Here is a 23,822-nt window from a genome sequence, read left to right as displayed (position 1 = left end):
GAATTATTTTTATCTAAATATTAAATTATTATCCCCCGCAAGCCGCTCAACGTACATACTTTACTATATCTATGAAATTAAGAAAACTGTTCTTCCCTGTCCTGTTCGTGTTGTGCACGGCTGTATTCTTCACTAATTGTACTTCCGGCGGTGGCGGAAAGGCAACCGATAAAAAAGGCGATACTACAGCCAAAAAAACTACTGACAGCCCCGATACGCTGAGCGTAGTAAAATCGAGCTACCCGCCAACAGATAAAGCATTGTACGATTCGTTGCTGAAATTTAACGCCCATGGTGATACCAGCGGCAGGTGGCCGGTTAAAAACCAACCCACGCCACTAGGCGGCGCTATTTTGCCATTTAAACGCGTTGTCGCTTTTTACGGCAACCTATACTCAAAAAAGATGGGCATCCTTGGCGAATTGCCGCCAAAAGAAATGCTGGCCAAACTAAAAGGCGAAGTAAAGGCATGGGAAAAAGCCGATCCTAAAACACCTGTGCAACCTGCACTGCATTACATTGCCGTTGTGGCACAAGGCGCAGCCGGTAAAGATGGCAAATACCGTTACCGTATGCCGTTTAAACAAATAGACAGCGTGTTGGCCATGGCAAAATCGGCACATGCATTGGTGTTTTTGGATGTGCAGGTATCGTTAAGCACTATACAGCAGGAACTGCCTTTGTTTGAGCCATACCTGAAAATGCCACAAGTACACTTTGGCATGGACCCTGAGTTTTCTATGAAAGACGGCAGCAAGCCCGGTAAAAAAATTGGCACTTACGATGCTGCAGATATCAACTTCGTATCTGATTACCTGGCCAAAATCGTAAAAAAGAACGGCCTGCCGCCAAAAATCCTGGTTGTACACCGCTTCACCAAAAAAATGGTGACCAATTACAAAAACATCAAATTGCGCCCCGAGGTACAGGTAGTAATGGATATGGATGGCTGGGGCGAACCTGACCTGAAAACCGGCACCTACCGCTACTTTATCGACCGCGAACCGGTGCAATTCACCGGTTTTAAATTGTTTTATAAAAACGACATCAAGAAAAAACCATTCCACCTACTTACTCCAACGGAGGTATTAAATAATTACAAACCGTATCCTATTTATATACAGTACCAGTAGTTTTAGTGAGTGGTGAATGGAGAGTAGAGAGTGGTTAATAGTACACTCTTTTGACTATACACAAAAGCCCTAAGTTGACCAAACATCAGCTTAGGGCTTTTTTATTGAAAAGGAAATCGCATTTTTGAAGTTAAGTATGACCAGCCACTCACCACTCACCTCAAACCACTCACCCATCAAATGGGGTATCATTGGCTGCGGGCGCATTGCGCACCGTTTTATGCTTGGATTAAACTCGTTGCCGGATAATGTACTGTCGGCTTCATGGTCGCGCAGGGCGGAGACGGTGGATGCCTTTGTTGCCCAATACGGCGGCCTGGCTTGCACCAGCGTTGAGGATTTGCTGGCCAGCGATATCGATGCTGTGTACATTGCCACCCTACCAAATAGCCATGCCGAATACTGCATCAAAGCCCTGAATGCCGGTAAACCCGTTCTTTGTGAGAAGCCCGCCACCCTTAACCTGCCCGAACTGGATGAAGTGCTTGCCGTAGCACGCGAAAAGAAACTTTTGTTTATGGAAGGTATGAAACCGCCCTTCTTCCCGCTGTACCGTAAACTGACGGAATATGTTGCAAAGGACCCGATAGGTCGCGTGGCGTATGTGCGCGCAGGCTCTTCTGTGGCGGATATAGACCCCAGCCACCCCAATTTTAGTTACGAACTCGCCGGCGGCAGCCTGATGGGCATTGCCATTTACGAGGCTTACCTGGCTATTGCCTGGCTTGGCGAAGCGAAAGAAATACAGGCCATGGGGTATATAGATGATACGCAGATTGATATGTTCAGCATATTCCAGAGCAGGCACCAGCATGGCTACGCCCAAGTGTACTGTGGGTTCGATCTGCACGGCAAGGGCGATGCTTTGATTTGCGGCACCCTGGGCAATGTCACCATCCACAAAAACTGGTGGAATCCCGCCAAAGCTACCATCAACTACCTCGATGGCCGAACGGTGGTGCTTGATGAACCCTTTACCGATGGCGGCCTCAACTACGAGATAGCCCACTTTGCCGAGCTACTTCGCGCGGGCGAGGTAGAGAGCCCCATAATACCTTACGCCATGTCGCGCGGGATGATCGGGATGATTGATGAAGCAAGAAAGCAGGTGGGGCTGAAATTTATTGGGGAGTAGCAAGCCTAACCCTACACTTAATTCCTAACCACCGCGTCATTGCGAGGCACGAAGCAATCTCCCGTTAAGCAGGGCGGCTTTGCATGCCGCTTGTCCTTCTTAGAGATTGCTTCGTTCCTCGCAATGACGCGGTGGAAAAAGACGATGGCTTTAAACGACAACGCCGGCTTTCGCCGGCATTGTCGTTTAAGATTTCTTATTCAATCCCCCTAAACAGCCTGCTCCAGCGGATCTTACCGAGAAAGGAGGCGTTATCGTCCCAACTCATCCAGATGAACAGTGCCTTGCCCACAATGTGGTCCTCGGGTACAAAACCCCAGAAACGCGAATCGGCAGAATCGTGGCGGTTATCGCCCATCATCCAGTAGTAGTTCATCTTGAAGGTGTAGGTGGTGGCTTTTTGGCCGTTTATCTTTATCTCGCCGTTTTGTATCTCCAGCTTGTTACCTTCGTAAACTTCGATGGCGCGACCATAAACCGGTAGGGTTAGGCTATCCAGCTTTACGGTCCATCCTTTTTTAGGGATGATGATAGGACCGAAATTATCTACGTTCCAGTTAAAATCTTTGTCGCCCGGGTGCAGCTTGTATTGCGGCGTTGCAGCCGGGAACACGGGGTTAGTTGGGTCGGCAGCACCGGGTTGTTTGATGTTGGCCGTGATCGATTTGATGTTTGAAAAGGTCCGTACTTTATCGGCAGACTCCTTAGTCATTGTTGGGCCGGCACCGTTTTCGTATTGGGTTATCTTCAGCTCGTCGGTTATCTCGGGGTTAAGGTCGGTACCGTTATTTACGATGGTATAATCGGTTTGCTCACCCGGAGGGTTAGGCATGGCTTTACCGTTTACATACACCTGCGCATGCAGCAAGGCAATGGTATCGCCGGGCGCACCCTGGCAGCGTTTAATGTAGTTTTCGCGTTTATCTACCGGGCGGTTAAAGGGCGCATCAGCTTCCATAGGGTAATTGAATACCACTACGTCACCTTTCTTCACCTCGGCCAGACCGGGCAGGCGGTAGTAAGGCAGTTCGAGGCCGTCCCAATAGGCTTTTGTACCCAGCAGCGGCATAGTATGGTGCGCAAAAGGGAAGGATACGGGTGTCATAGGTGTGCGTGCACCGTAGTTAACCTTGCTTACAAAAAGGAAATCGCCTACCAGCAGCGAGCGCTCCATCGAAGGAGTAGGGATAGTGTATGCCTCTATAAAAAGCGTTCGAATAACGGTGGCGGCTATAACGGCAAATAAAATGGCATCGCCCCATTCTCGAGCTGCGCTTTTTTTCTTTTTGGCCGTTTTATTCTTGTTCCAGAATTTCCAGTTCATTTTTTTAATATTGGGACTAAGCTATCTGCTATTTATTGAAAATTAAACATATCCTCTACCGAGTAAAAACCTTGCTTATCCTGCACCCATTCTGCGGCTAAAACAGCGCCCAGCGCAAATCCATTACGGTTGTGCGCGGTGTGTTTGAATTCGATGGTATCTACTTCCGAGTCGTAAATTACGGTGTGGGTGCCGGGTACGCTATCAATGCGGTGGCTCTCTATCAGTAGCTGGTCGGCTGTTACCGCGCTTTCCTCGGGCGTTGGGCCACCAGTGAGGATATTCACCCATTCCTTTTTCGCATCCAGGTTATCCAGTATGCCTTCGGCGATGGTGATAGCCGTACCACTGGGCGAATCGAGTTTCTGCACGTGGTGTATCTCTTCTACCTGCACATCATAGTACGGGTAGTTATTCATGATTTTGGCCAGCAGCTTATTTACATGGAAAAAGATATTCACCCCAACGCTAAAGTTGGTACCATATAGCACGGTGCCCCCGGCATCCTGGCATTTTTGCTGTACCGAAGCCAGCATATTGTGCCAGCCTGTAGTGCCTACTACTATGGGCACGCCCGCTTCCAGGCAAAGGTTTATATTATCCAGAACCGTTCCTGGCGTGCTGAACTCAATAGCCACATCGGCTTGTTGCAGGTTCTCTACGGTAAGCTCGTGCTGGTTGTCTTTATCTATTTTAAGTACGATTTGGTGTTGGCGGCTGAGGGCTATGCTTTCGATAATTTTGCCCATTTTACCGTACCCTAATAATGCGATTTTCATCCTGATATCTTATTGCAGCTTATTATTTAAGCGTAAAGGTAATTTTTATACCCGGAATATACGCACCATTAAAATTTGATGCAAAAACAGGCTGGTTGATGAAACCCGGGGTAACCCGCATAGAGAGGTTGTTATCTACGGTATAAGAGTTGATGAATTTGGCATCGATATATGCATCTATAGCCTGTACGCCCCAAACGGCCAGCAGACCCAATATGCTGAGGTCGCGGTTGCGCAGGTAACCGTCAGATGCATCGGCAAGGGTTTGGTAATCGTATCGGCTATACAGTTCGTATTCCACTTTGTATTTAACATACAGCGGGTACAGGGGACTGGTTTCGGCAGGTATTTGGCCGGTCCCCACTTTGTTCAGTTTGGCCAGGGCCAAAAACTGCTTAAAATACTGTTGGTTGTAAATTACGGCAGCGCCCAAAAGGCCAAGGCCGCCATATATCAGCGGCACTTTCCAGTATTTTTTGTTATATACCTGCCCCCAACCGGGTACCAGGAGCGAACGTTTTACCGCCAGGCTGGGTATGTGCGTACTATCGGGGTGGTAAACCTTTTCCTTTTTTATTTTGGGCGCGAAGGAGCCACGCGCAACAGTATCGCGTTTGACAACTTTCACGGCATCCTTCGCCCTAACCACCGTATCGACAGTTTGCGCATGGCACAAGCCCGCAAAACTTAAAAAAAGCAAGAATACGAAAGTTTGTTTCAGCATAAGTTACCAGTCCAGCATTTCCAGTATGCGCCCCAGGTCGTCTTCTGATAGGAACGGGATTTCTATGGATCCATTGCCCTGGGTGTTAACTTTTAGCTTAACCCTGGTGCTGAATTTAGAAGCCAGTTCGTCCTGTATCTTTTGCATCTGGAAAGGCAGCGGCTCGGGCTGTTTGCCTTCGCGCTTATTGGGTGCCTGCTGTATATCGCGCGCCATCTCTTCGGCACGGCGAACAGATAGGCCCTGCTTTACAATCTGCTGGTGTATAAAGAGTTGCGTGGTGGCATCGTCAACAGCCAATAAGGCTTTGGCATGGCCCATGCTTATCTCGCCATCGCGCAGGGATATTTGTATGGTTGGCGGCAATTTAAGCAAACGCAGGTAATTGGTTACCGTGCTGCGGTTTTTGCTTACGCGGTCGCCCAGTTCTTCTTGTTTCAGTTTAAGCTCGTCTATCATCCGCTGAAAACTCAGGGCCACCTCAATGGCGTTCAGGTCTTCGCGCTGGATGTTCTCTATCAGGGCCATCTCCAGCATCTGCTGGTCGTTGGCGCTGCGGATGTAGGCGGGTATCTGTGTAAGCCCGGCCAGTTTGCTGGCACGCAGCCTACGCTCGCCCGATATTAGCTGGTAGCTATGCGCGTTGATGCGCCTAACGGTGATAGGCTGTATAAGGCCCTGCAGTTTGATGGAAGCACTCAGGTCGGCAAGGGCCTGGTCGTCAAATTCGGTACGGGGCTGAAAGGGATTTACCTCTATCTCGCTTATCTTCACTTCGCCTATGTTGCCCAGGCTTTGCGTTTCTGATACGGGCCCGCCGGGCGTTGTTTGCCTGCCGGTGCTTGTGCCTGTGTTTACGCTCGGCGAATCGTTCAATAGCGCGCTTAGGCCCTTACCCAGGGCGTTTCTTTTCTCTACACTCATAGGGCTTATGCAGTTACGGTAGTAGCCAGTTCTTCGTCTTTCACCAGGCCATTTTTGCGGATGATCTCGCGGGCCAGGTTAAGGTAATTTACGGCGCCTTTACAGTTAGCATCGTGCATAATTACCGATACCCCGAAGCTCGGCGCCTCGCTCAGGCGGGTATTACGCTGTATAATGGTTTCGAAAACCATATCCTCAAAGTGGGTTTTTACCTCATCAACCACCTGGTTAGATAAGCGCAAACGCACATCGTACATGGTTAATAAAATACCTTCTATCTGCAGAGAAGTGTTCAAACGTGTTTGAACGATTTTGATGGTGTTAAGCAATTTGCCCAAACCCTCCAATGCAAAGTACTCGCATTGTACCGGGATGATGACAGAATCGGCAGCGGTAAGGGCGTTAATGGTAATTAAACCCAACGATGGCGAACAATCTATAATGATGAAATCGTATTCATTGCGGATGCTCTCCAACACGGCTTTCATCTTAAACTCGCGATTGGCGAGGTTAATCATCTCAATCTCGGCACCCACCAGGTCGATGTGCGCGGGCAGCAGATCCAGATTGGGGGTATCTGTTTTCTGGATAGCTTCGTGCGGGTCGATATCATTGATGATACACTCGTAGATGCTGTTTTTGATATTACGCGGATCGAAACCTATACCTGATGTGGAATTGGCCTGCGGATCGGCATCGAGCAGCAAGGTTTTGTAATCAAGTACTGCTAAACTCGCTGCCAGGTTTATAGATGACGTTGTTTTACCAACGCCGCCTTTCTGATTGGCCAAAGCTATTATCTTACCCATTATATATATCCAAAATTAATTAAGCGGTTTATTTGAACGTAAAAACACAGCAGAAATTTTTTGGTTTGCCGTGTTTTTTATCCGCGATAAAGATACGCATTAAAACAATTGAGAATTCCACAGCATTTGTCAACTTACAAACAAATTAGGGGGTAATTGGGGAATAGTTGAGTTATTGAATTAATGAATTATTGATTTAAGAAATTTTTGATTTATTGAATTAGCAAATTGGCAATTGCTGTTATACCGGCACACGGCTGATTCGGCAACATCCTTATGCAATAATTCGCTAATTCATTACTCTACTCACCGGGCAGATATTGATTTAGTGATTTATAGGGCGTTACTTTGCTCCTCATAGATAGATGAGTTATTTAGTGCTTTTGGCTAACCGCGAAGCCACGATATTCCACGATGTACGATAATACTGTTACGCGCTAAATCACAAGTTAAAAAATTCAATAAACCCACATGATCACCATTGTATCCGGCACCAACCGCCCCAATAGCTTCACGCATAAACTGGCCCTATACTACCAAAAGCGCATGGCCGAAAAAGGCGTTCAGGCCAACCTATTGGCCCTAACAGACCTACCTGCAACCTTCATCAGCACCGATCTTTACGGCAAACGCAGCCAGGAATTTGCCGGGATACAGCAACTGATTACCGATACCGATAAGTTCCTCTTTGTGATACCCGAGTATAACGGCAGTTTCCCCGGCGTGCTAAAAGTATTTATGGATGCCTGCGATTTCCAGGCAAGTTTTTATGAGAAGAAAGCCGCGCTGGTTGGCCTGGCCTCGGGAAAGTACGGCAACATAAGGGGTATAGATCATTTTACCGGCATATGTAACTACATGCATCTGCACGTAATGCCGCTTAAACTACATATTCCCGCTATCAAGACCGAGCTGAATGCCGAGGGCAACCTGCATTTGCCCGATACCCTTAAATTTACCGACGAACAGATAGATAAGTTTATTAAGTTTTAATTGGCCTGCAAAGCCTCTTACCGCACCAACAGCACCCAGCCCGATAGCAGCGGCGAGTCGTTCTTCAGGTCGATAACGTAGTAGTACGTACCGCCAGGGAGCAGTTTGCCGTTAAGCGTGCCGTTCCATGGTTTGGCGTAGCCGGTGCTGGCATAAACCTGCTGCCCGTTCTTGTTAAATATTTTGATAGTGCTTTGCGCGTAAGTTTCAAGCGCCTCGATGTTCCAGATATCGTTGGTGCCATCGTTATTGGGCGAGAAAGTGTTGGGAATAACAACTTTCTTATACACGCGCACAAAAACCTCGTCCTGCGCGGTGAAGCAATTATTTAATGATGTTACGGTAAGCGTGTAGGTAATATCTTCCATGGGCGATGCCGTTGGCGTTGCCGAGTTCGGGTCGTCCAAATAATCGGTGGGTGACCAGCTATAGCTTAGCACCTCACCAGTACTGCTGCCATCCAGTTTTACAGATTGCCCCTGGAAAATCTTCTTGTCCTTCCCCGCATCGGCAGTGGGCCGGTCTACTACTTTTACGGTGACCTGCTCGGTATTGCTGCAACCATTGGCGCCGGTAACGGTTACGGTGTAAACGGTAGTAGCATCGGGACTGGCAATGGGGCTTGCCACATTGGCATCAGACAGGCCTGTTGCAGGTGCCCAGCTATAACTTGCCGCGCCCGGGGCATTGGCGGTAATTACCGTACTTGCCGACCGGCATATCGTAGCGGTCTGGCTCACCGTAATCACAGGTTTTGGTTTTACGGTAACATCTGCAAAGCGGATGGTTTCGCAGCCCTGCGCCGAGGTAACCGTTACCTGATACTTCCCGGCATTGGCCGCCGTTACATTTCTGATAACCAATTGGTTCTGGCTGGTGGCGGGCAGGTTGGGGCCCGTCCAGCTGTAGAGTACGCCGCCTGTGGCCGTTAAGGTTAGTGTCTCGCCCTCACAAACTTCTGTTGGCGGTATGGCGGGCACCACCGGATATTTGCTAACCGTTATGGTAACCGGGTTTGAGTACACACGGCAGTTTAACGACGATATGTTGCTGCTTTCGGCCACGCCCATGCGGTACATATAATCGCCCACCTGGCTATTGGGAAACACGATATGTAGGGATTTTTCGGTTGCGCCAACAGTATCCACCCAGCCCTTGCCATCGTTAAAATTACGCTGCCATTGGAAAGCCGCACTGGTGTAACCCTCTTCTGGTGTAGCACTGATATCAAAAACTGCGGGCTGCTTTTCACAAACATTTTGGGTAGTAACTGATGTCGAGCCTGCAAAACCCGCCTGCACCACCGGCCCGCAGGCCCTGAAGGTGATATCATCCAATAGCAAATCGTTACCGCAACCACCGGGCGCATTATTTATCATTTTCAATACTACCTGCGTAACTCCCGGCGGCGTAGTGAAAAAAGTTCTTTTCTGAATCCATTGATCGGGCAGGTTTGTTGGTAAAATATCACCGGTATTAGGATCCGAGGTTGGTAAAACAACACCATCAGGTGTTTCGATGATAAATGTAATATTTGGCCTTGATGATTGCCCATTGCAGGATGATGGCAGGATGAGGTTCAATATCCAGGCCGAAAACTCGTAAGTGGTATTCTGGCACAGCGCACCCACGGGTGTGAGCTGCTGAAAAAACTGCCCGGGATTATTTGATGCATTGATGATCATCATATAGCCGTTGGCGTTACCCGTATGGTCTTTAGTAATTGTATGCCAGGATCCGCTGAAGCAGCCGCTGGTACGGCTGCCGATAGAATAACTGCCATCATTGGGGCAGCTATCGGCCGTGTAGTTATAACTGGTTACGAGGGTGCCAAGCGGTGCGCCGGGTCCATTGCCCGATCCAAAATCCTGGTTGATAACCGGGTCTCCCAAACTGCCTTTACACACCTGGGCATGCACCTGTAAGATGCTGAGGACACTAAACAGGAAAATAAAAATAGGTAGCTTTATTGGTCGCATGGGTACACTGTTATACAAACAGTTAATTCGCCAAAAATAAACTTTTTAAGATAGGATGCATGTTTATTATCAATATTGGATAACATTATGCAAAACATAAATCACCAAAACAATGCATCCGGCTAAAAGGTTAATTAATTTACCGGATACGATATAAAATGAAAATTAAATTAATACCAACCCTACTGCTGGCTGTTGCTTTATCGGCATGCTCGCAAAATAAAAAGGCCGACTTAAGCAAACAGGATACCCTGCAAACTCCCGATAGCCAAACGGTTGCCCTCCCCGCCCCTTTCCAAACAAAATCCGCACGCAATTACTGCAAGGTTATTGGCTGGCCAAAGGGCAAGACGCCCATAGCGCCTACAGGCTTTAGCGTAAGCCTTTTTGCCGATAGCCTGGCCAACCCGCGCAATATCTACCTAGCGCCTAATGGCGATATATTGGTTTCCGAAGCGAACACCGAATTAAAAGGCATCAAAAAACTGGGGGCCAAAATCATCGGCGCAGCCGGTTCGCAAAACCTCAATAAAAGCGCCAACAGAATTACCCTGCTGCGCGATGCCAACGGCGACGGCATCCCCGAAACCAAAACCGTTTTTCTGGATAAGCTGAACCAGCCCTATGGCATGCTCATTATGGGCAATTCCTTTTATGTAGCCAATACCGATGGCCTATGGCAATATCCTTATAAAGCCGGGCAAACAAAAATAACCGATCCCGGTAAAATGATACTGTCCCTGCCCGCAGGTGGCTACAACAACCATTGGACGCGCAACCTGCTGGCCAACGCCGCAGGCGATAAAATCTTCGTATCGGTTGGCTCTGGCACCAACATAGCCGAGCACGGTATGGAAAACGAGCGCCGTCGCGCCAACATTCTGTTGATTAACCCCGATGGTAGCGGCGAGACCATTTACGGTGCGGGCTTGCGCAACCCGGTGGGTATGGCCCTGCAACCCGGCACGGGCACCCTGTACACCGTGGTAAACGAGCGCGACGAACTGGGCGATGAACTGGTGCCCGATTACCTGAGCAGCGTAAAACAAGGCGGCTTTTACGGCTGGCCCTGGGCTTACTTTGGCCAGCACGAGGACCCTCGCCCCGAAGTAAAACGGCCCGATATGGTGAAGAAAACCCTCACGCCCGATTTTGCCCTCGGTGCGCATACCGCATCCCTCGGCCTCACATTTTACAATGGCGATAAATTCCCCGCTAAATACAAAGGCGGTGCATTCATCGGTCAGCATGGATCCTGGAACCGCGCTAAACTATCGGGCTATAAGGTAACTTTTGTGCCCTTTGCCAATAACAAGCCCGGTGCCAAAATGGAAGATTTCCTGACCGGGTTTATAGCCGACAGCGTAAAACAGGAAGTTTACGGTCGCCCCGTTGCCGTAATGGCAGCCCGCGATGGCTCGCTGCTGGTAGCCGACGACAGCGGCAATAAAATATGGCGCGTAGCCGTAAAGTAAAAATTTGTAATTGTTGCTGACGGATGACGCTGTATCAAAAAAAAAACCACCTGCACAACAAAATAAAATTGGCGAAGGACATAACTTTGTGACCTTTGTGAAAGATCTTAGTGCTCTTTGTGGTTAATTTTACCACAGAGTACACAGAGGGAGGACCACAGGGAGCACAAAGCCAAGTTTTATTTTTGAATGGTTTTTACTAACCGGTTTATGCTACTGCCTCATTTTTGTTTTGCATCGATATGAAGAAAATCTACTCTGCCGTAATTGTCTTTTCGCTATTAGCTGTCCACGCCATCGCTCAAACCAAACCCAAAGCCGATACCACCAGGCAATTGCAAACTGTTACCGTAAAAGGATACCTGAGCGAGCAACCCGTGTTGAGCGTACCCGCTTCGGTAAGCGTATTAAGCGCAAAGCAGCTAAAACTACAGCCCGATAATTCCTTTGTTACCGCCCTGAATACCGTGCCTGGTGTAAGGGCCGAGGAACGCTCGCCGGGTAGTTACCGATTATCTATCAGGGGCAGCCTGCTGCGTTCGCCATTTGGCGTGCGCGATGTAAAGGTTTATTTTGACGAGATACCGCTAACCGATGCAGGCGGCAATACCTACCTGAATACGATCGATATCGCCAACATCCGCCACATAGAGATATTGAAAGGCCCCGATGGCAGCCTCTTTGGCGCCAACAGCGGCGGCGTGGTACTGCTGAACCCGGCAAATAAAACCGATAGCAGTTATCTTTCGGCAGGCATCAACGGTGGCTCGTACGGTTTGTTCCATCAGAAAGTGTCATTGCAGCAGATGAGCAACAATTCCCGTTTCAACCTCAATCAATCTTACCAAAACTACGATGGTTACCGCCAAAACAGCCGCATGCACCGTAGCTACCTGCAGGGTGGCTATGCCTGGCAATATGCCAAAACCAGCGAATTGCGCAGCACGGTGCTGTACTCCGACCTCGACTACCAAACACCCGGCGGCCTCACCATGGCCCAAATGCAGGCCGACCCGCGCTCGGCGAGGCTGGCCACCAAAACGCTACCCAGCGCTATCGACCAAAAGATACGCATCAATACCAAAATACTGTTAGGCGGCATCACCAATGATGCACTGCTGGCACCGGGCATACGCAATGTACTGGCCGTATTTGGCAACCATGTAGATTTTGCCAACCCCTTCATTACCAATTACGAGCAGCGCAACGAGGATACCTACGGCCTGCGCAGCTATTTTGAGTTTGCGGGTAAAGCCAGCGAGAATTATAAGGGCAAGCTTAACCTTGGACTGGAATGGCAGCAAACCAATTCGCTCATCAGCAATTACGATAACAACAAGGGCGTAAAGGGCAATGTGCAGAAGATTGATAAGATCAACACCAATCAGCATTTCTTTTTTGCGCGCTACGCAGCAGATATCTACAAACGCCTGCATGCCGAAGCGGCGCTCAGCCTCAACTACTACCACTACGCATTCAGGAACACCGCACCGCTGAACGAGGCAGCTTTTACCGACCGTGATTTTAGTCCGCAATTGATGCCGAGGCTGGCGCTGAGCTACAAGATCACCAACGATTTTATCTGGCGTGCATCGGTTAGTCGCGGCTACTCTACCCCAACCACTGCCGAGGTACGCCCCACCAACAATATCGTCAATACCGGCTTGCAGGCACAATTCGGCTGGAACTATGAAACGGGGTTCCGCCTACGCAATCACAATGAAAGCCTGCTGCTGGATGCCTCGGTGTTTTATTACCGCATCAACAACGCCATTGTGCGCCAGCTTAATCCCGACGAAACCGAGTACTACCTCAACGCCGGGGGCACCAAGCAACCGGGTGCCGAACTGGCCTTTACCTGGTGGCTCATCCGCCAAAACAATGTGCGGTTCCTGCGTGGCCTGCAGTTCAATACTTCTGTAAGCATCAGCCGTTTCAAATTCAGGGATTATAATGTGGCGGGCAACAATTACTCGGGCAATAAGCTAACGGGTGTACCGGGCGAGGTGCTGGTGTCGTCCCTGCAAGCCTTGTTCCCACAGGGATTTTCGTTATTCGTACAACACAACTATACCGCCAAAATACCGCTTACCGATGGAAATACCGTTTACGCGGGCAAGTACAACCTGCTACAAGCCAAAGCATCGTGGCAGCACCCCATCGGCAAAACACGCCTGGAAATTTACGCGGGAGCCGATAACCTGCTGAACGAAAAATACAGCCTCGGCAACGATTTGAATGCTATAGGCAGTCGCTATTATAACCCATCGGCACCGAGGAGTTATTATGCGGGATTGGGGATTAGTTTATGAGGGCTTTCGTTTACTTTTAAAATCCACCGCCGCGTATTATCTAAAAGCAAAAAATATCCCTTACCTTTAAAATATTAACCAAGAGACTCTGTCAAAAGCAAAAATAAAAATTTGGTCAATATATCTTTGTGAACTTTGTGCAAAACCTTAGTGCCCTTTGTGTTTAATTTTTACCACAAAGGAAGAAACACAAAGAACACAAAGCCAATTTTATCCTGAGCGATTTTTTAGACACAGGTTTATAACACATCTCTAAACTGATTTTTTTGCCCTAGGGCGATGCGCCACATCTGTACATTATGCCCAAACTCAACCTCGATAAACAAGAAAGCGAATTTTTAAACAGCACCATCTCCCACTGGGAAAAAGACAACTTAATAAATGCTGAACAGGCTGCTCAACTGCGCGATTCCTATGAAATAAAGGGGTTCGACTGGATGCGGCTGGCCAAATACTCGTTTTGGGTGGCCTTGCTGTGCGGCGCGGTAGCCGTTGGTTCGCTAATTGTGGATGATGCTGTTATCAACTGGCTTAAAAAGCTGTATGATACGCCGGATATCGTTATCAGCATCCTTTCGGCTTTGGCTGCCGTTGGCTTGTTTTATCTCGGTCGCCGCCGCGAAAAGCTGTACCCTCAAACGGTGTTCAGCAACGAGGCTATTATCTTCATGGGCGTTTTTGCTACTGCATGCTGCATAGCCTACCTGGGTAAAACCTTCGATAACGGTTCGGGGCACTACTCGTTGCTGTTCCTGGTTTCGGTATTGGTGTACGGTTTTTTAGCCTGGCACATGAAATCCCGGCTCATTTGGCTGTTCGCGCTGGTATCGCTCGGCAGCTGGTTCGGTACCGAAACGGGTTACCAAACCAATTGGGCACTCTACTTCTTGGGCATGAATTACCCGCTGCGTTTCATCTTATTCGGCTTGTTGCTGGTTGCTGCCTGCCATATCCTCAAAAATCAAAAATGGTTCGCCTTTTTTTGGGAACTTACCTATGTGGTGGGTATGCTGTACCTGTTTATGTCGCTTTGGCTGTTCAGCATATTCGGTAATTACGGCAGCCTGGATACCTGGTGGCGCATAAAGCAGCTCAACCTGTTTTACTGGGGCATTATTTCGGCTGTAGTAGCCGGAGGCTTTCTGCTATACGGCCTAAAAAACAAAGATGCCATAGCGCGGGAGTTCGGCATTACGTTCCTCATCATCTTCCTGTACACCAAATACTTCGAGTACTTTTGGGATGGCACCAATAAAACGCTGTTCTTTTCCATCCTGGCCCTATCCTTCTGGCTGGTTGGCCGCAAAGCGGAGAAGATATGGAATGTGGGGAGAAAGACCGGCGCTGTGAAGGGAGAGTAAGAAGAGTAACTATTTTGGTGGGCCGCTAAGAAGATATTCTTGACGCTGCGTGGTATCTGAAATTATAACAATCCTGTCATTACCATTCTTGCGTACTTTGACCGAATATTTGCCATTCTCAATAAACAGATTTCCAATTTTGTTCCTGATATAAAGCGTATCGCCGGCCACACGCCAATCGAAGTGTAAGGTGGCGTTTTCCAAGCCCACAAAACCGCAATGGTTTGCTTGAAAAAGCCACTTGATGCATGAGTTTCTGGTAATCATCATGTCACCTGATTTACTTTCGCAGGTTGTCCACCCCCCTAAGAGAATACTGTCACGGGGTGTAATCAAATTAGGGTTTTTAATTGGGGTATTAGTGCTTTTAAAATTGCACCCTAACAAGATGATAGCGATTATTAAAAAAAATCCTGCTTTCATATCACATCCCTCGATAAGCTTAATGATGCTTAAAAAAAACCAGATAAATCTGCTTAAATACATGGTACAGCGCAAAGCCGAAGAACAGGATGGCAATGGCCGTATCGATAATTTTGGTACTTAGTTCAAATTTCCGTTGCAGGAAGCGGGCAAAGCGGGCGTACAGGAACAGCGCAATGAAAGCACCTGCAGCCGAGCCGATGCTGAAGAAAACGAGGTCGAGTGGTTTATCGTCTATCCATTCGTGGGTGATGAGGTAGGTGCCGGTCACCATCCAGAAGGGGATTTGCATGGGGTTTATAAAGCCCAGCAATATGCCGTATTTGATGCTGGCGTGCTGCGAGTAGGTGGTTTTGGGCGGCTTGTTGCGGTTGAGCCAGGTAATTACAGCCAGCGTACCGAATAACACCGTCATTATCCAATCGATAATGGTATCCAGGCGCACCTCTTCCGACAGCCATTTGGCGCCCAGCATTACCACATAAGTGAACAGAAATTCTACGCAGGAGAAAGCAATGATAAACTTCATCGCCTCCTTAAGGCCGCGGTTTATGGTGATCTGTACCAGCGTAAGGTTGATATTGCCCGGCGGTATATAACCTATAAAGTTGGCTATTACCCCGGCAAGTAAGGTTAGGAATATCATCGGCGGTAAAGATAGTAATTAAGCAGGCATTTGCAGCCGGTGGCGAGGGCCGTAAAATCCTGCAATAGCTTTACACAAGCGTTTTACAGCGGAACACCCGCATTAATTTTTCAATTTTAGTCAAAATATTGTATATAAGACAATTACATCCGTTACTTAAACAACAGGGGCGTTCCAAAGTGTTCCAGAAAAAAATGTAAAACACTGACAATCAATATAAATTTAAAAATAAGTGTTCCACGCAAAAAAGTGGAACACCCGTAAAAAGCCGCTGGGCAAGTGCTGGTCGGCCATGCATAAATTTCGCATATTTGCAGCTTAAATATTGGCAAGGCAGTTTCCTGTAAACTGAAGACTGCCAAGTGCAAACTGAAAAGAATGGCTCATAAAATAGTTTCCCTGTTACCTGCCGCTACCGAAATCGTATGCGCCCTCGGCCTCGAAAGCAGCCTGGTGGGCCGCTCGCACGAATGCGACTACCCTGAAACCGTAAAAGCCCTGCCCGTATGCTCTGAAGCCAACTTCCCCGATGGCATGAGCAGTGCCGCTATAGATACCAAAGTAAAAGAACTGCTGGCGGATGCATTATCTGTGTACACCGTAAAACGCGAAGTAATTAAAGAATTGCAGCCCGATGTAGTGATTACTCAGGCGCAATGCGAAGTATGCGCCGTTTCCCTGCCCGAAGTGGAGCAGGCCTTAACAGATTACCTGGATAAACCCGCCCGTATCCTTTCGCTGCAACCGAATAGCCTGGAGGATATCTTTCACGACATCGGTACCGTAGCCACAGCGCTGGATGCTATCGAAGTCGGTGAGCGATTAGTGGAGGATTTGCAGGAACGGGTAGATATCATCCGCCATAAGTTGAAATTCCTGGAAAACAAACCTTCCGTGGCCTGTATAGAATGGCTGGAGCCGATGATGGTATCGGGTAATTGGGTGCCCGAACTGGTGACTATTGCCGGCGGCGTACCCGTATTAGCGCAGCAAGGTAAACACTCTCCGTATGTAAATTGGACCGATATACAAACTGCCGACCCGGACGTAATCATCCTGATGCCCTGCGGATTTTCGATCGAGCGTACCATGCGCGAGATCGATATCCTGCTACAGCAACCCGGCTTTGCCGATTTAAAGGCGGTAAAAAACAACCGCATCTACATAGCCGATGGCAACCAATACTTTAACCGCCCCGGTACACGTATTGTAGATTCGGTAGAGATACTGGCCGAGATACTGCACCCCAAACAATTCATCTTCGGCAATGAGGGCTCGGGATGGATCAAATTCGCACTTTAAAAAATATTTTAAAAAGTTAAGCAAACATCGTAAATCGATATTTTGATTATATTTACGGTTCTCAACCTCATATAATTAAAAATATGCGCCGTATTATTATCCTGCTGCTTGTTGCTGCTGCCCATCTACATGCTTTAGCCGCTGTCGGCGATGAGCCGAAGTTCAACGCCAAAGATTTATATATCAGATGGCAGGTGGTAGATAATAACTTCAAGAACAAGCAGCAAGCGCTTACGGCCATTGTAATCACCAACAAAGGCAAAACCAGCTTGCCCGCAGGCGGATGGAAGTTCTACTTCAACTCCTCGCGTAATTTCCTGCCCGAGGCTGCCAGCGGCAACGCCACCATTGCCCAGGTAAACGGCGACCTGTACAGCATCACCCCCAACGCTAAATTCGCGGAGATAAAACCCGGCGAAACCGGTCGCATAGAATACGTTTGCGAATCGCCGGTGGTGAATTTTACTGATGCCATAGAAGGCCCCTACCTGGTTTGGGATACCGATCCTGCAAAAGGGTACGCACTCGGCGGGTTCACGGTGGCTCCCTTCAACCCTACTTACCAGGGTCTCATTACCCCCGAAATTATCTACAACCAAAACAAAACCATACTGGATATCCCCGCCGCCGATTTGCAAAAGATAATCCCTACACCGGTAGGCTATCAGGAAAATGCGGGCAGTTTCATCATCACCAATGCGGTCAGCATCATCAGCGACCCACTCTTCGACAACGAGAAACGCTACTTTATAACCGGCATAGAAAAACTGCTGGGCAGCAAACTGAAGGGCACGTCAACCACCCAAAAAATCAGCTTTAAAAAGGATGCCAGCCTGGGTGCCGAAGCATACAAGCTCAGCATAACACCCGATGGCATGACTATTACCGCCGCTGCACCCGCCGGTTTGTTCTACGGCATCCAGTCATTCAAAACCGCTATCAGCGCAGCGCCATGGGTAAAGCCACAAGCCGCTATTACCGTGCCCTGCCTGGAGGTGAGCGATGCACCGCGTTTCCCATACCGTGCCGTAATGCTGGATGTAGCACGTAACTTCCAAAGCAAGCAGCAGGTTTTGAAGCTAATCAACCTGATGGCCGTGTATAAGCTAAACACCCTGCACCTGCACCTTACCGATGATGAGGGCTGGCGCATAGAGATACCCTCGCTGCCCGAACTGACGGCCATCGGCTCTAAGCGCGGCCACACGCTGGATAGCAAAACCAACCTCCCCGCCTCGCATGGCTCTGGTCCCGATTTTAGCAATACCGCCGGTACCGGCTTTTATACCCGGGCCGATTATATCGAGATACTGAAATACGCCACCGAGCGCCATGTGACCGTAATTCCTGAGATAGAAACCCCCGGTCACGCCCGCGCGTCTATCAAAGCGATGGATGTGCGTTACGAGCGTTTGCTGGCTGCCGGCGATAAACCTGGCGCAGAACGTTACCTACTGCGCGATTTGAACGATAAATCCGATTACCGCTCGGTTCAGTACTGGAACGATAATGTAATAGACGTATCGCTACCGGCAACCTATACCTATATTGAAACCGTAGTAGGCGATTTGGTGAACATCTACAAAGATGCCAACGCTCCTCTGCCTGCCATCCACTTTGGCGGTGATGAAGTGCCCGCCCACGTTTGGGAAAAATCGCCCGCCTACCTTGCCCTGAAAGCTACCCACCCAGAGATACAAAGTACCGGCGACCTGTGGTACTACTTCTACGGCCGCGTAAACGATATCCTCAAAAAACGCAACATCAAACTCTCCGGCTGGGAAGAAATGGCCCTGCGCAAAACCCTGGTAGACGGGCAGGGCACCTACGTACCCAACCCCCAATTTGTGGGCGAGGGTATGCAGGTAGATGTTTGGAACAACGTACTGGGCGACGGGCAGGAAGACCTGGCCTATAAGCTGGCTAACGGCGGCTACAAGGTAGTGCTTACCTGCGTTACCAACCTGTACTTCGATATGGCTAACTACAAGTCCTTCGACGAGCCGGGTTACTACTGGGGCGCGTTTTTGGGCATCGATAAGTTCTTCTCTTTTATCCCCTACGATTACTTTAAAAATGCCGATGTAGATAAAAACGGCATTCCTATAAACCGCAATCTGTTTGTAGGCAAACAGCGCCTTACCGATTATGGCAAGGGCAACATTATAGGCCTGCAAGGTGCCTTATGGACAGAAACCGTTAAAACCGCCGACCGGATGGATTACATGATCTTCCCAAAACTAATCGGTTTGGCCGAACGCGCCTGGGCGAAAGACCCGGCATGGGCCATGGAACGAGATACCGCCAAAGCAAGGGAACTGTATAACCAGGATTGGAGCAAATTCCTGAATATATTGGGCAAACGCGAACTGCCGCGTTTGGCTTATTACAACGGCGGCTACAGCTTCAGGATACCTAAGCCAGGTGTAATTGTTCAGGACGGCAAATACCAAAGCAGTATCCAATACCCGGGCTTAACCATCCGCTACACCACTGATGGTAGCGAACCAACGGCTAAAAGCAAGGTTTACACCAATCCTATCGACGCGAAAGGAACCGTAAAATTCCGCGCATTCGATGACAAGGGGCGTGGTGGTAACACTGCCGAGGGGCCTGCTTTCGAGCAGAAACCTGTACTTTAGTCAATAGACCATAGTCCATAGCAAAAATAAAAACTGCTATGGACTATGGTTTATCGAACCAGCGACAATCTACCATGGTCCATGGACTATCGACTATGGACTCTCTACAGCTCCACCTTCTTCAAGCCGTTGTTTACGCCGGTGATGAATCTGGATAAACCACGCATATAGGTCTGCTGGTCGTCGTACATGCTCATGTGGCTGCCGTTCTTGCAATAAAGGTAACTGCCGTTCTGCACCTGTGTGGCTATCCAGGCCATGTGTTTCGGGTCCATGGTATCGTATTCGCCACCGATGCTTAAGGTTGGTACAGCTAAGCCCTTTATCTCTTTTTTGCGGTCCCAGGTAGTCAGTTTGCCTGCAATGCCGAATTCGCTTGGGCCCTGCATGGTTACGTATAAGGATTGATTGGTTTTGCCTAGCGAACGGGTCACCGGCTCGGGCCATTCGGCACTTGGCATCCGCAGGATGTGTTTTTCGTAAAAATTGGGTTGTAGTAAACCCATATAATTAGGGTTGGCAAAATCTCTTTTGGCTTCGATATCGCGTATCTGGGACAATACTTTCGGGTCCATTTGTTTAGCCAGCACTTCAGAATATTTGCCGTAATCGGGGCAGCTCACCATCATGTTAGAGATGATCAGGCCTTTGAGATGTGCCTGGTACTTCAGCGCATATTCGGTAGCTAAAATGCCGCCCCAGGAGTGGCCAAGCAGATAAAAATTATCCTTATCCAAATGCAGAGCCTGGCGCACCTGCTCCACCTCTTCCACATAGCGGGGCAGATCCCACATGGAGGTATCTTTCGGGTTATCGGAGTTGCCGCAACCCAACTGATCGTAATAAATTAGTTCTATGCCTTTTGCCGGCAAAAAGCTTTCCATGCATTCGAAATATTCGTGCGTGGCACCCGGGCCGCCGTTCAGCAGCAGCAATTTCATGGTGGGGCTGTTACCCAGTTTTTTAGTCCATACCCTAAACTTGCCTTTGGGTGTATTGATAGTTACCATTTCAACGCCGCCGGTTTTAACGCCCGAGGTGGTGTCTTTAAAATAATCACCTAAAGCCGGGGTCTCGTAGGGTTTCGCAGCGGGACTAACACAGGCAGATACGCATGCAGCAACAATAATTACCGCTGAAAGGATAAGGGTTCTTAATTTCATGATGGGGAAGCTGATTTTGCCTTAAAGCTAAATAAAAATATGCTATCGCGAATAGCACAAAGGCCTTTGCATGTACTTTTTTATGTGGCGATGCGACCGGTAATGGAGCCGGATTTACCTGCGTCGGACCAACACAATGAGTGTCGCTTTAGCCAAACATTATCAGGAGGTTAAGAAGACGAAAAAAATTTCATTTAATTTTCATCTTTATAAAATAATCGTGTTTAACAATCGTTATCTTTCTAAATAAAAAAACAGATAGCTTATGGGTGAAACCTTTACAACAAATTTTTACGCGGTCACTAACAAAGCTCAGATGAAAGAATCAGGAACAATGGAAAATCTGGACGCGGACTCAGTGATATTCTATCACTCTATCCATGCCGAGCTGAACCTTCTTAAAAAGAAGCCAAAGCTGCAAACCATCCACCACATCCTTGATTATTCAAAGAGCTTGCGCTAAGCACCGCCCCCCCCCCGACACTGGTTCATGAATCCTACTTATTGGCAAGGCCGATGGTTGGATTTATGAACCTTTCTAGTTTAAGTCCATGGTCCATAGTCGATAGTCCATGGCAATATTCATTTCCATATATCCCGTTAAATAGGGATTATTGTAATGTAAAACTATGGTCTATAGACAATCGACCATGGACTAAAAAACCATGTTAAAAACCGAACGCTACCGCCATTTTGTAGAATACTTTTCAAAGAACCAGCCCGATGCGGTTACCGAACTGCATTACGAAAACCCTTACCAACTACTGGTGGCTGTAATTTTATCTGCCCAATGTACCGATAAGCGCATTAACCAGGTAACACCAAAACTTTTCGAACGCTTCCCCGATGCCGCCTCGCTAGCTGCTTCGGATGCCGACGAGATTTTCACCTACATCCGCAGCGTAAGCTATCCTAATAACAAAGCCAAACACCTGGCTGGCATGGGCAAGATACTGATGGAAAATTTCGGCGGCGTGGTACCTTCGGGGCTGGACGAATTGCAGATGATGCCGGGCGTAGGCCGCAAAACGGCTAATGTAATCGCCTCGGTAGTGTTCGATGCGCCGGCAATTGCGGTGGATACGCACGTGTTTAGGGTGGCTAACCGCCTGGGATTAGTGCGTGCCAGCACGCCCCTGGCAGTGGAAAAGCAACTGGTAAAAAACCTGCCCGAAAACACACTGGCCATAGCACATCACTGGCTGATATTGCATGGGCGGTATATATGCGTGGCCCGCAGCCCGAAATGCGACATTTGCCCCCTAACCTGGTTCTGCAAATACTATGCGCAACACAATACCGAAACCGCGCTATTGAAAGCCGAAGCCCTGAAATTGAAAAAGGTAAAGGATGCTAAAAAGAAGAAAGCCCTGAACGCCATAAGCAAGGAATTGAAGAAGCGCAGTGTTGATAAAGATATTTGATAGGACGGATGCCTTGGGGTAAATTCATGCGGCAGTACCACACGCTTCATTGAAGCAGAAATAATAATAAATATTTACTAAAATTATTAGCAAATACCGAAAACACTTTTTATATTTGTTCCACGAAAAAAAAAGAGATGAGCAATACAGATAAAATGAAGGCACTACAGCTTACCTTAGATAAGCTGGAAAAATCATACGGAAAAGGTACGATCATGAAGCTGGGCGAGCAAGCCATAGAGCCGACAGAAGTAATATCAACCGGCTCCATAGGCCTGGATATTGCCTTAGGCGTAGGCGGTTTACCAAAAGGCCGGGTGATAGAAATCTACGGCCCGGAATCATCGGGTAAAACAACACTTGCCATACATGCCATTGCCGAATCGCAGAAAAAAGGCGGCATTGCTGCATTTATAGATGCGGAGCATGCTTTCGACAGGTTTTATGCCAAGAAATTGGGTGTGGACGTAGAGAACCTGCTCATCTCTCAGCCGGATAACGGCGAGCAGGCATTGGAAATTGCCGATAACCTCATCCGCTCGGGCGCTATCGATATCCTGGTTATCGACTCTGTTGCGGCGTTAGTACCAAAGGCCGAAATTGAAGGTGAAATGGGCGACTCGAAGATGGGCCTCCATGCACGTTTAATGTCGCAAGCCTTACGTAAGCTGACTGGTACCATTAGCAAAACCGGTTGCTGCTGTATATTCATCAACCAGTTGCGCGATAAAATTGGCGTAATGTTCGGTAACCCGGAAACCACGACAGGCGGTAACGCTTTGAAGTTCTACGCTTCGGTACGTTTGGATGTGCGCCGTATATCGCAGATAAAAGACAGCGACGAGGTATCGGGTAACCGCGTTAAGGTAAAAATCGTTAAGAATAAAGTGGCTCCACCATTCCGTATAGCCGAGTTTGATATTATGTTTGGTGAAGGTATCTCCAAAGCCGGCGAAATCATCGACCTGGGCGTAGAGTACAATATCATCAAAAAAGCAGGTTCATGGTTTAGCTATGGCGATACCCGCCTGGGCCAAGGCCGCGATGCTGTTAAACAATTGATATTGGATAACCCCGAGTTGATGGACGAACTGGAAAAGAAGATAAAAGCCACTGTAACCGGCGATAGCCTTGCGGAAGCATAATTGGGATCGCACCGATTAAAAAACGTGTGATTGCACCTGTATAAACGACGAAAGCCTTCCGATTGGGAGGCTTTCGTCGTTTATAGAATTATAAGGACAAGATTTTCAATTTGATTTTTACGGTAGATT

General features: G+C 48.3%; 20 protein-coding genes. 11 read left to right on the top strand and 9 right to left on the bottom strand.

Annotation, left to right across the window (positions count from 1 at the left end):
• Positions 1–71: 71 nt before the first annotated feature.
• Together E2R66_RS10365 and E2R66_RS10360 are read left to right on the top strand one after the other, a co-directional pair.
• Positions 72–1,133: a hypothetical protein gene (locus E2R66_RS10365; protein WP_192901960.1), complete on the top strand. Its 1,062-nt coding sequence runs from the start codon at positions 72–74 to the stop codon at positions 1,131–1,133.
• Positions 1,134–1,269: 136 nt separating this feature from the next.
• Positions 1,270–2,268, top strand: a complete 999-nt coding sequence (locus E2R66_RS10360; protein WP_133229138.1) for a Gfo/Idh/MocA family protein — start codon at positions 1,270–1,272, stop codon at positions 2,266–2,268.
• Positions 2,269–2,464: 196 nt separating this feature from the next.
• Here E2R66_RS10360 and lepB read toward each other — a convergent pair whose 3' ends face one another.
• The 5 genes from lepB to E2R66_RS10335 are packed head-to-tail and all read right to left on the bottom strand — an operon-like array spanning position 2,465 to position 6,828.
• Positions 2,465–3,592, bottom strand: coding sequence for a signal peptidase I (gene lepB / locus E2R66_RS10355; protein ID WP_133229140.1), 1,128 nt, complete (start codon positions 3,590–3,592; stop codon positions 2,465–2,467).
• Positions 3,593–3,624: 32 nt separating this feature from the next.
• The gene (gene dapB / locus E2R66_RS10350; RefSeq protein ID WP_133229142.1) at positions 3,625–4,371 is read right to left on the bottom strand and encodes a 4-hydroxy-tetrahydrodipicolinate reductase; all 747 of its coding nucleotides are present in this window, start codon (positions 4,369–4,371) and stop codon (positions 3,625–3,627) included.
• A gap of 22 nt (positions 4,372–4,393) precedes the next feature.
• Complete coding sequence (locus E2R66_RS10345) at positions 4,394–5,095, bottom strand: DUF5683 domain-containing protein (RefSeq protein WP_133229144.1); 702 nt, start codon at positions 5,093–5,095, stop codon at positions 4,394–4,396.
• A gap of 3 nt (positions 5,096–5,098) precedes the next feature.
• A complete protein-coding gene (locus E2R66_RS10340; RefSeq protein ID WP_133229146.1) occupies positions 5,099–6,019 on the bottom strand; it encodes a ParB/RepB/Spo0J family partition protein in 921 nt (306 codons plus the stop codon).
• Between the two features lie 5 nt (positions 6,020–6,024).
• Positions 6,025–6,828, bottom strand: a complete 804-nt coding sequence (locus E2R66_RS10335; protein WP_133229148.1) for a ParA family protein — start codon at positions 6,826–6,828, stop codon at positions 6,025–6,027.
• A 471-nt stretch (positions 6,829–7,299) separates the two neighbouring features.
• Between E2R66_RS10335 and E2R66_RS10330 the strand changes: the two genes are divergently transcribed.
• Positions 7,300–7,821: an NADPH-dependent FMN reductase gene (locus tag E2R66_RS10330; protein ID WP_133229150.1), complete on the top strand. Its 522-nt coding sequence runs from the start codon at positions 7,300–7,302 to the stop codon at positions 7,819–7,821.
• Between the two features lie 17 nt (positions 7,822–7,838).
• Here the strand turns inward: E2R66_RS10330 and E2R66_RS10325 are convergent, their stop codons facing one another.
• A complete protein-coding gene (locus E2R66_RS10325) occupies positions 7,839–9,800 on the bottom strand; it encodes a gliding motility-associated C-terminal domain-containing protein (RefSeq protein WP_133229152.1) in 1,962 nt (653 codons plus the stop codon).
• A gap of 158 nt (positions 9,801–9,958) precedes the next feature.
• On the opposite strand from E2R66_RS10325, the gene E2R66_RS10320 reads away from it, so the two are divergent.
• From E2R66_RS10320 to E2R66_RS10310, 3 genes are all read left to right on the top strand, one after another.
• On the top strand, positions 9,959–11,275 hold the full coding sequence (locus E2R66_RS10320; protein ID WP_133229154.1) for a PQQ-dependent sugar dehydrogenase: 1,317 nt from the start codon (positions 9,959–9,961) through the stop codon (positions 11,273–11,275).
• Positions 11,276–11,517: 242 nt separating this feature from the next.
• The gene (locus E2R66_RS10315; RefSeq protein ID WP_133229156.1) at positions 11,518–13,587 is read left to right on the top strand and encodes a TonB-dependent receptor; all 2,070 of its coding nucleotides are present in this window, start codon (positions 11,518–11,520) and stop codon (positions 13,585–13,587) included.
• A gap of 299 nt (positions 13,588–13,886) precedes the next feature.
• A complete protein-coding gene (locus tag E2R66_RS10310; protein WP_133229158.1) occupies positions 13,887–14,948 on the top strand; it encodes a DUF2157 domain-containing protein in 1,062 nt (353 codons plus the stop codon).
• Positions 14,949–14,957: 9 nt separating this feature from the next.
• Here E2R66_RS10310 and E2R66_RS10305 read toward each other — a convergent pair whose 3' ends face one another.
• Positions 14,958–15,371 (bottom strand): hypothetical protein, encoded by a 414-nt coding sequence (locus E2R66_RS10305; RefSeq protein WP_133229160.1) that lies wholly within the window; start codon positions 15,369–15,371, stop codon positions 14,958–14,960.
• A gap of 19 nt (positions 15,372–15,390) precedes the next feature.
• On the bottom strand, positions 15,391–16,017 hold the full coding sequence (locus E2R66_RS10300) for a LysE family translocator (protein WP_133229162.1): 627 nt from the start codon (positions 16,015–16,017) through the stop codon (positions 15,391–15,393).
• Positions 16,018–16,395: 378 nt separating this feature from the next.
• Between E2R66_RS10300 and E2R66_RS10295 the strand changes: the two genes are divergently transcribed.
• A complete protein-coding gene (locus E2R66_RS10295) occupies positions 16,396–17,319 on the top strand; it encodes a cobalamin-binding protein (protein WP_133229164.1) in 924 nt (307 codons plus the stop codon).
• Positions 17,320–17,402: 83 nt separating this feature from the next.
• Positions 17,403–19,961: a family 20 glycosylhydrolase gene (locus E2R66_RS10290; RefSeq protein ID WP_133229166.1), complete on the top strand. Its 2,559-nt coding sequence runs from the start codon at positions 17,403–17,405 to the stop codon at positions 19,959–19,961.
• Between the two features lie 104 nt (positions 19,962–20,065).
• On the opposite strand, the gene E2R66_RS10285 is transcribed toward E2R66_RS10290, so the two are convergent.
• Positions 20,066–21,124, bottom strand: a complete 1,059-nt coding sequence (locus E2R66_RS10285) for a proline iminopeptidase-family hydrolase (RefSeq protein ID WP_133229168.1) — start codon at positions 21,122–21,124, stop codon at positions 20,066–20,068.
• 265 nt (positions 21,125–21,389) lie between these two features.
• On the opposite strand from E2R66_RS10285, the gene E2R66_RS10280 reads away from it, so the two are divergent.
• The 3 genes from E2R66_RS10280 to recA all read left to right on the top strand — a co-directional run bounded on the left by E2R66_RS10280 (position 21,390) and on the right by recA (position 23,693).
• The gene (locus E2R66_RS10280) at positions 21,390–21,587 is read left to right on the top strand and encodes a hypothetical protein (RefSeq protein WP_133229170.1); all 198 of its coding nucleotides are present in this window, start codon (positions 21,390–21,392) and stop codon (positions 21,585–21,587) included.
• Between the two features lie 202 nt (positions 21,588–21,789).
• A complete protein-coding gene (gene nth / locus E2R66_RS10275) occupies positions 21,790–22,548 on the top strand; it encodes an endonuclease III (RefSeq protein ID WP_133229172.1) in 759 nt (252 codons plus the stop codon).
• A gap of 137 nt (positions 22,549–22,685) precedes the next feature.
• Positions 22,686–23,693 (top strand): recombinase RecA, encoded by a 1,008-nt coding sequence (gene recA / locus E2R66_RS10270; RefSeq protein ID WP_133229174.1) that lies wholly within the window; start codon positions 22,686–22,688, stop codon positions 23,691–23,693.
• The last annotated feature ends 129 nt before the right edge of the window (positions 23,694–23,822 follow it).

The organism is Mucilaginibacter psychrotolerans (assembly GCF_004519315.1).
GTDB classification, from domain to species: domain Bacteria; phylum Bacteroidota; class Bacteroidia; order Sphingobacteriales; family Sphingobacteriaceae; genus Mucilaginibacter; species Mucilaginibacter psychrotolerans.
This window is presented reverse-complemented; position numbering and strand designations above follow the sequence as displayed.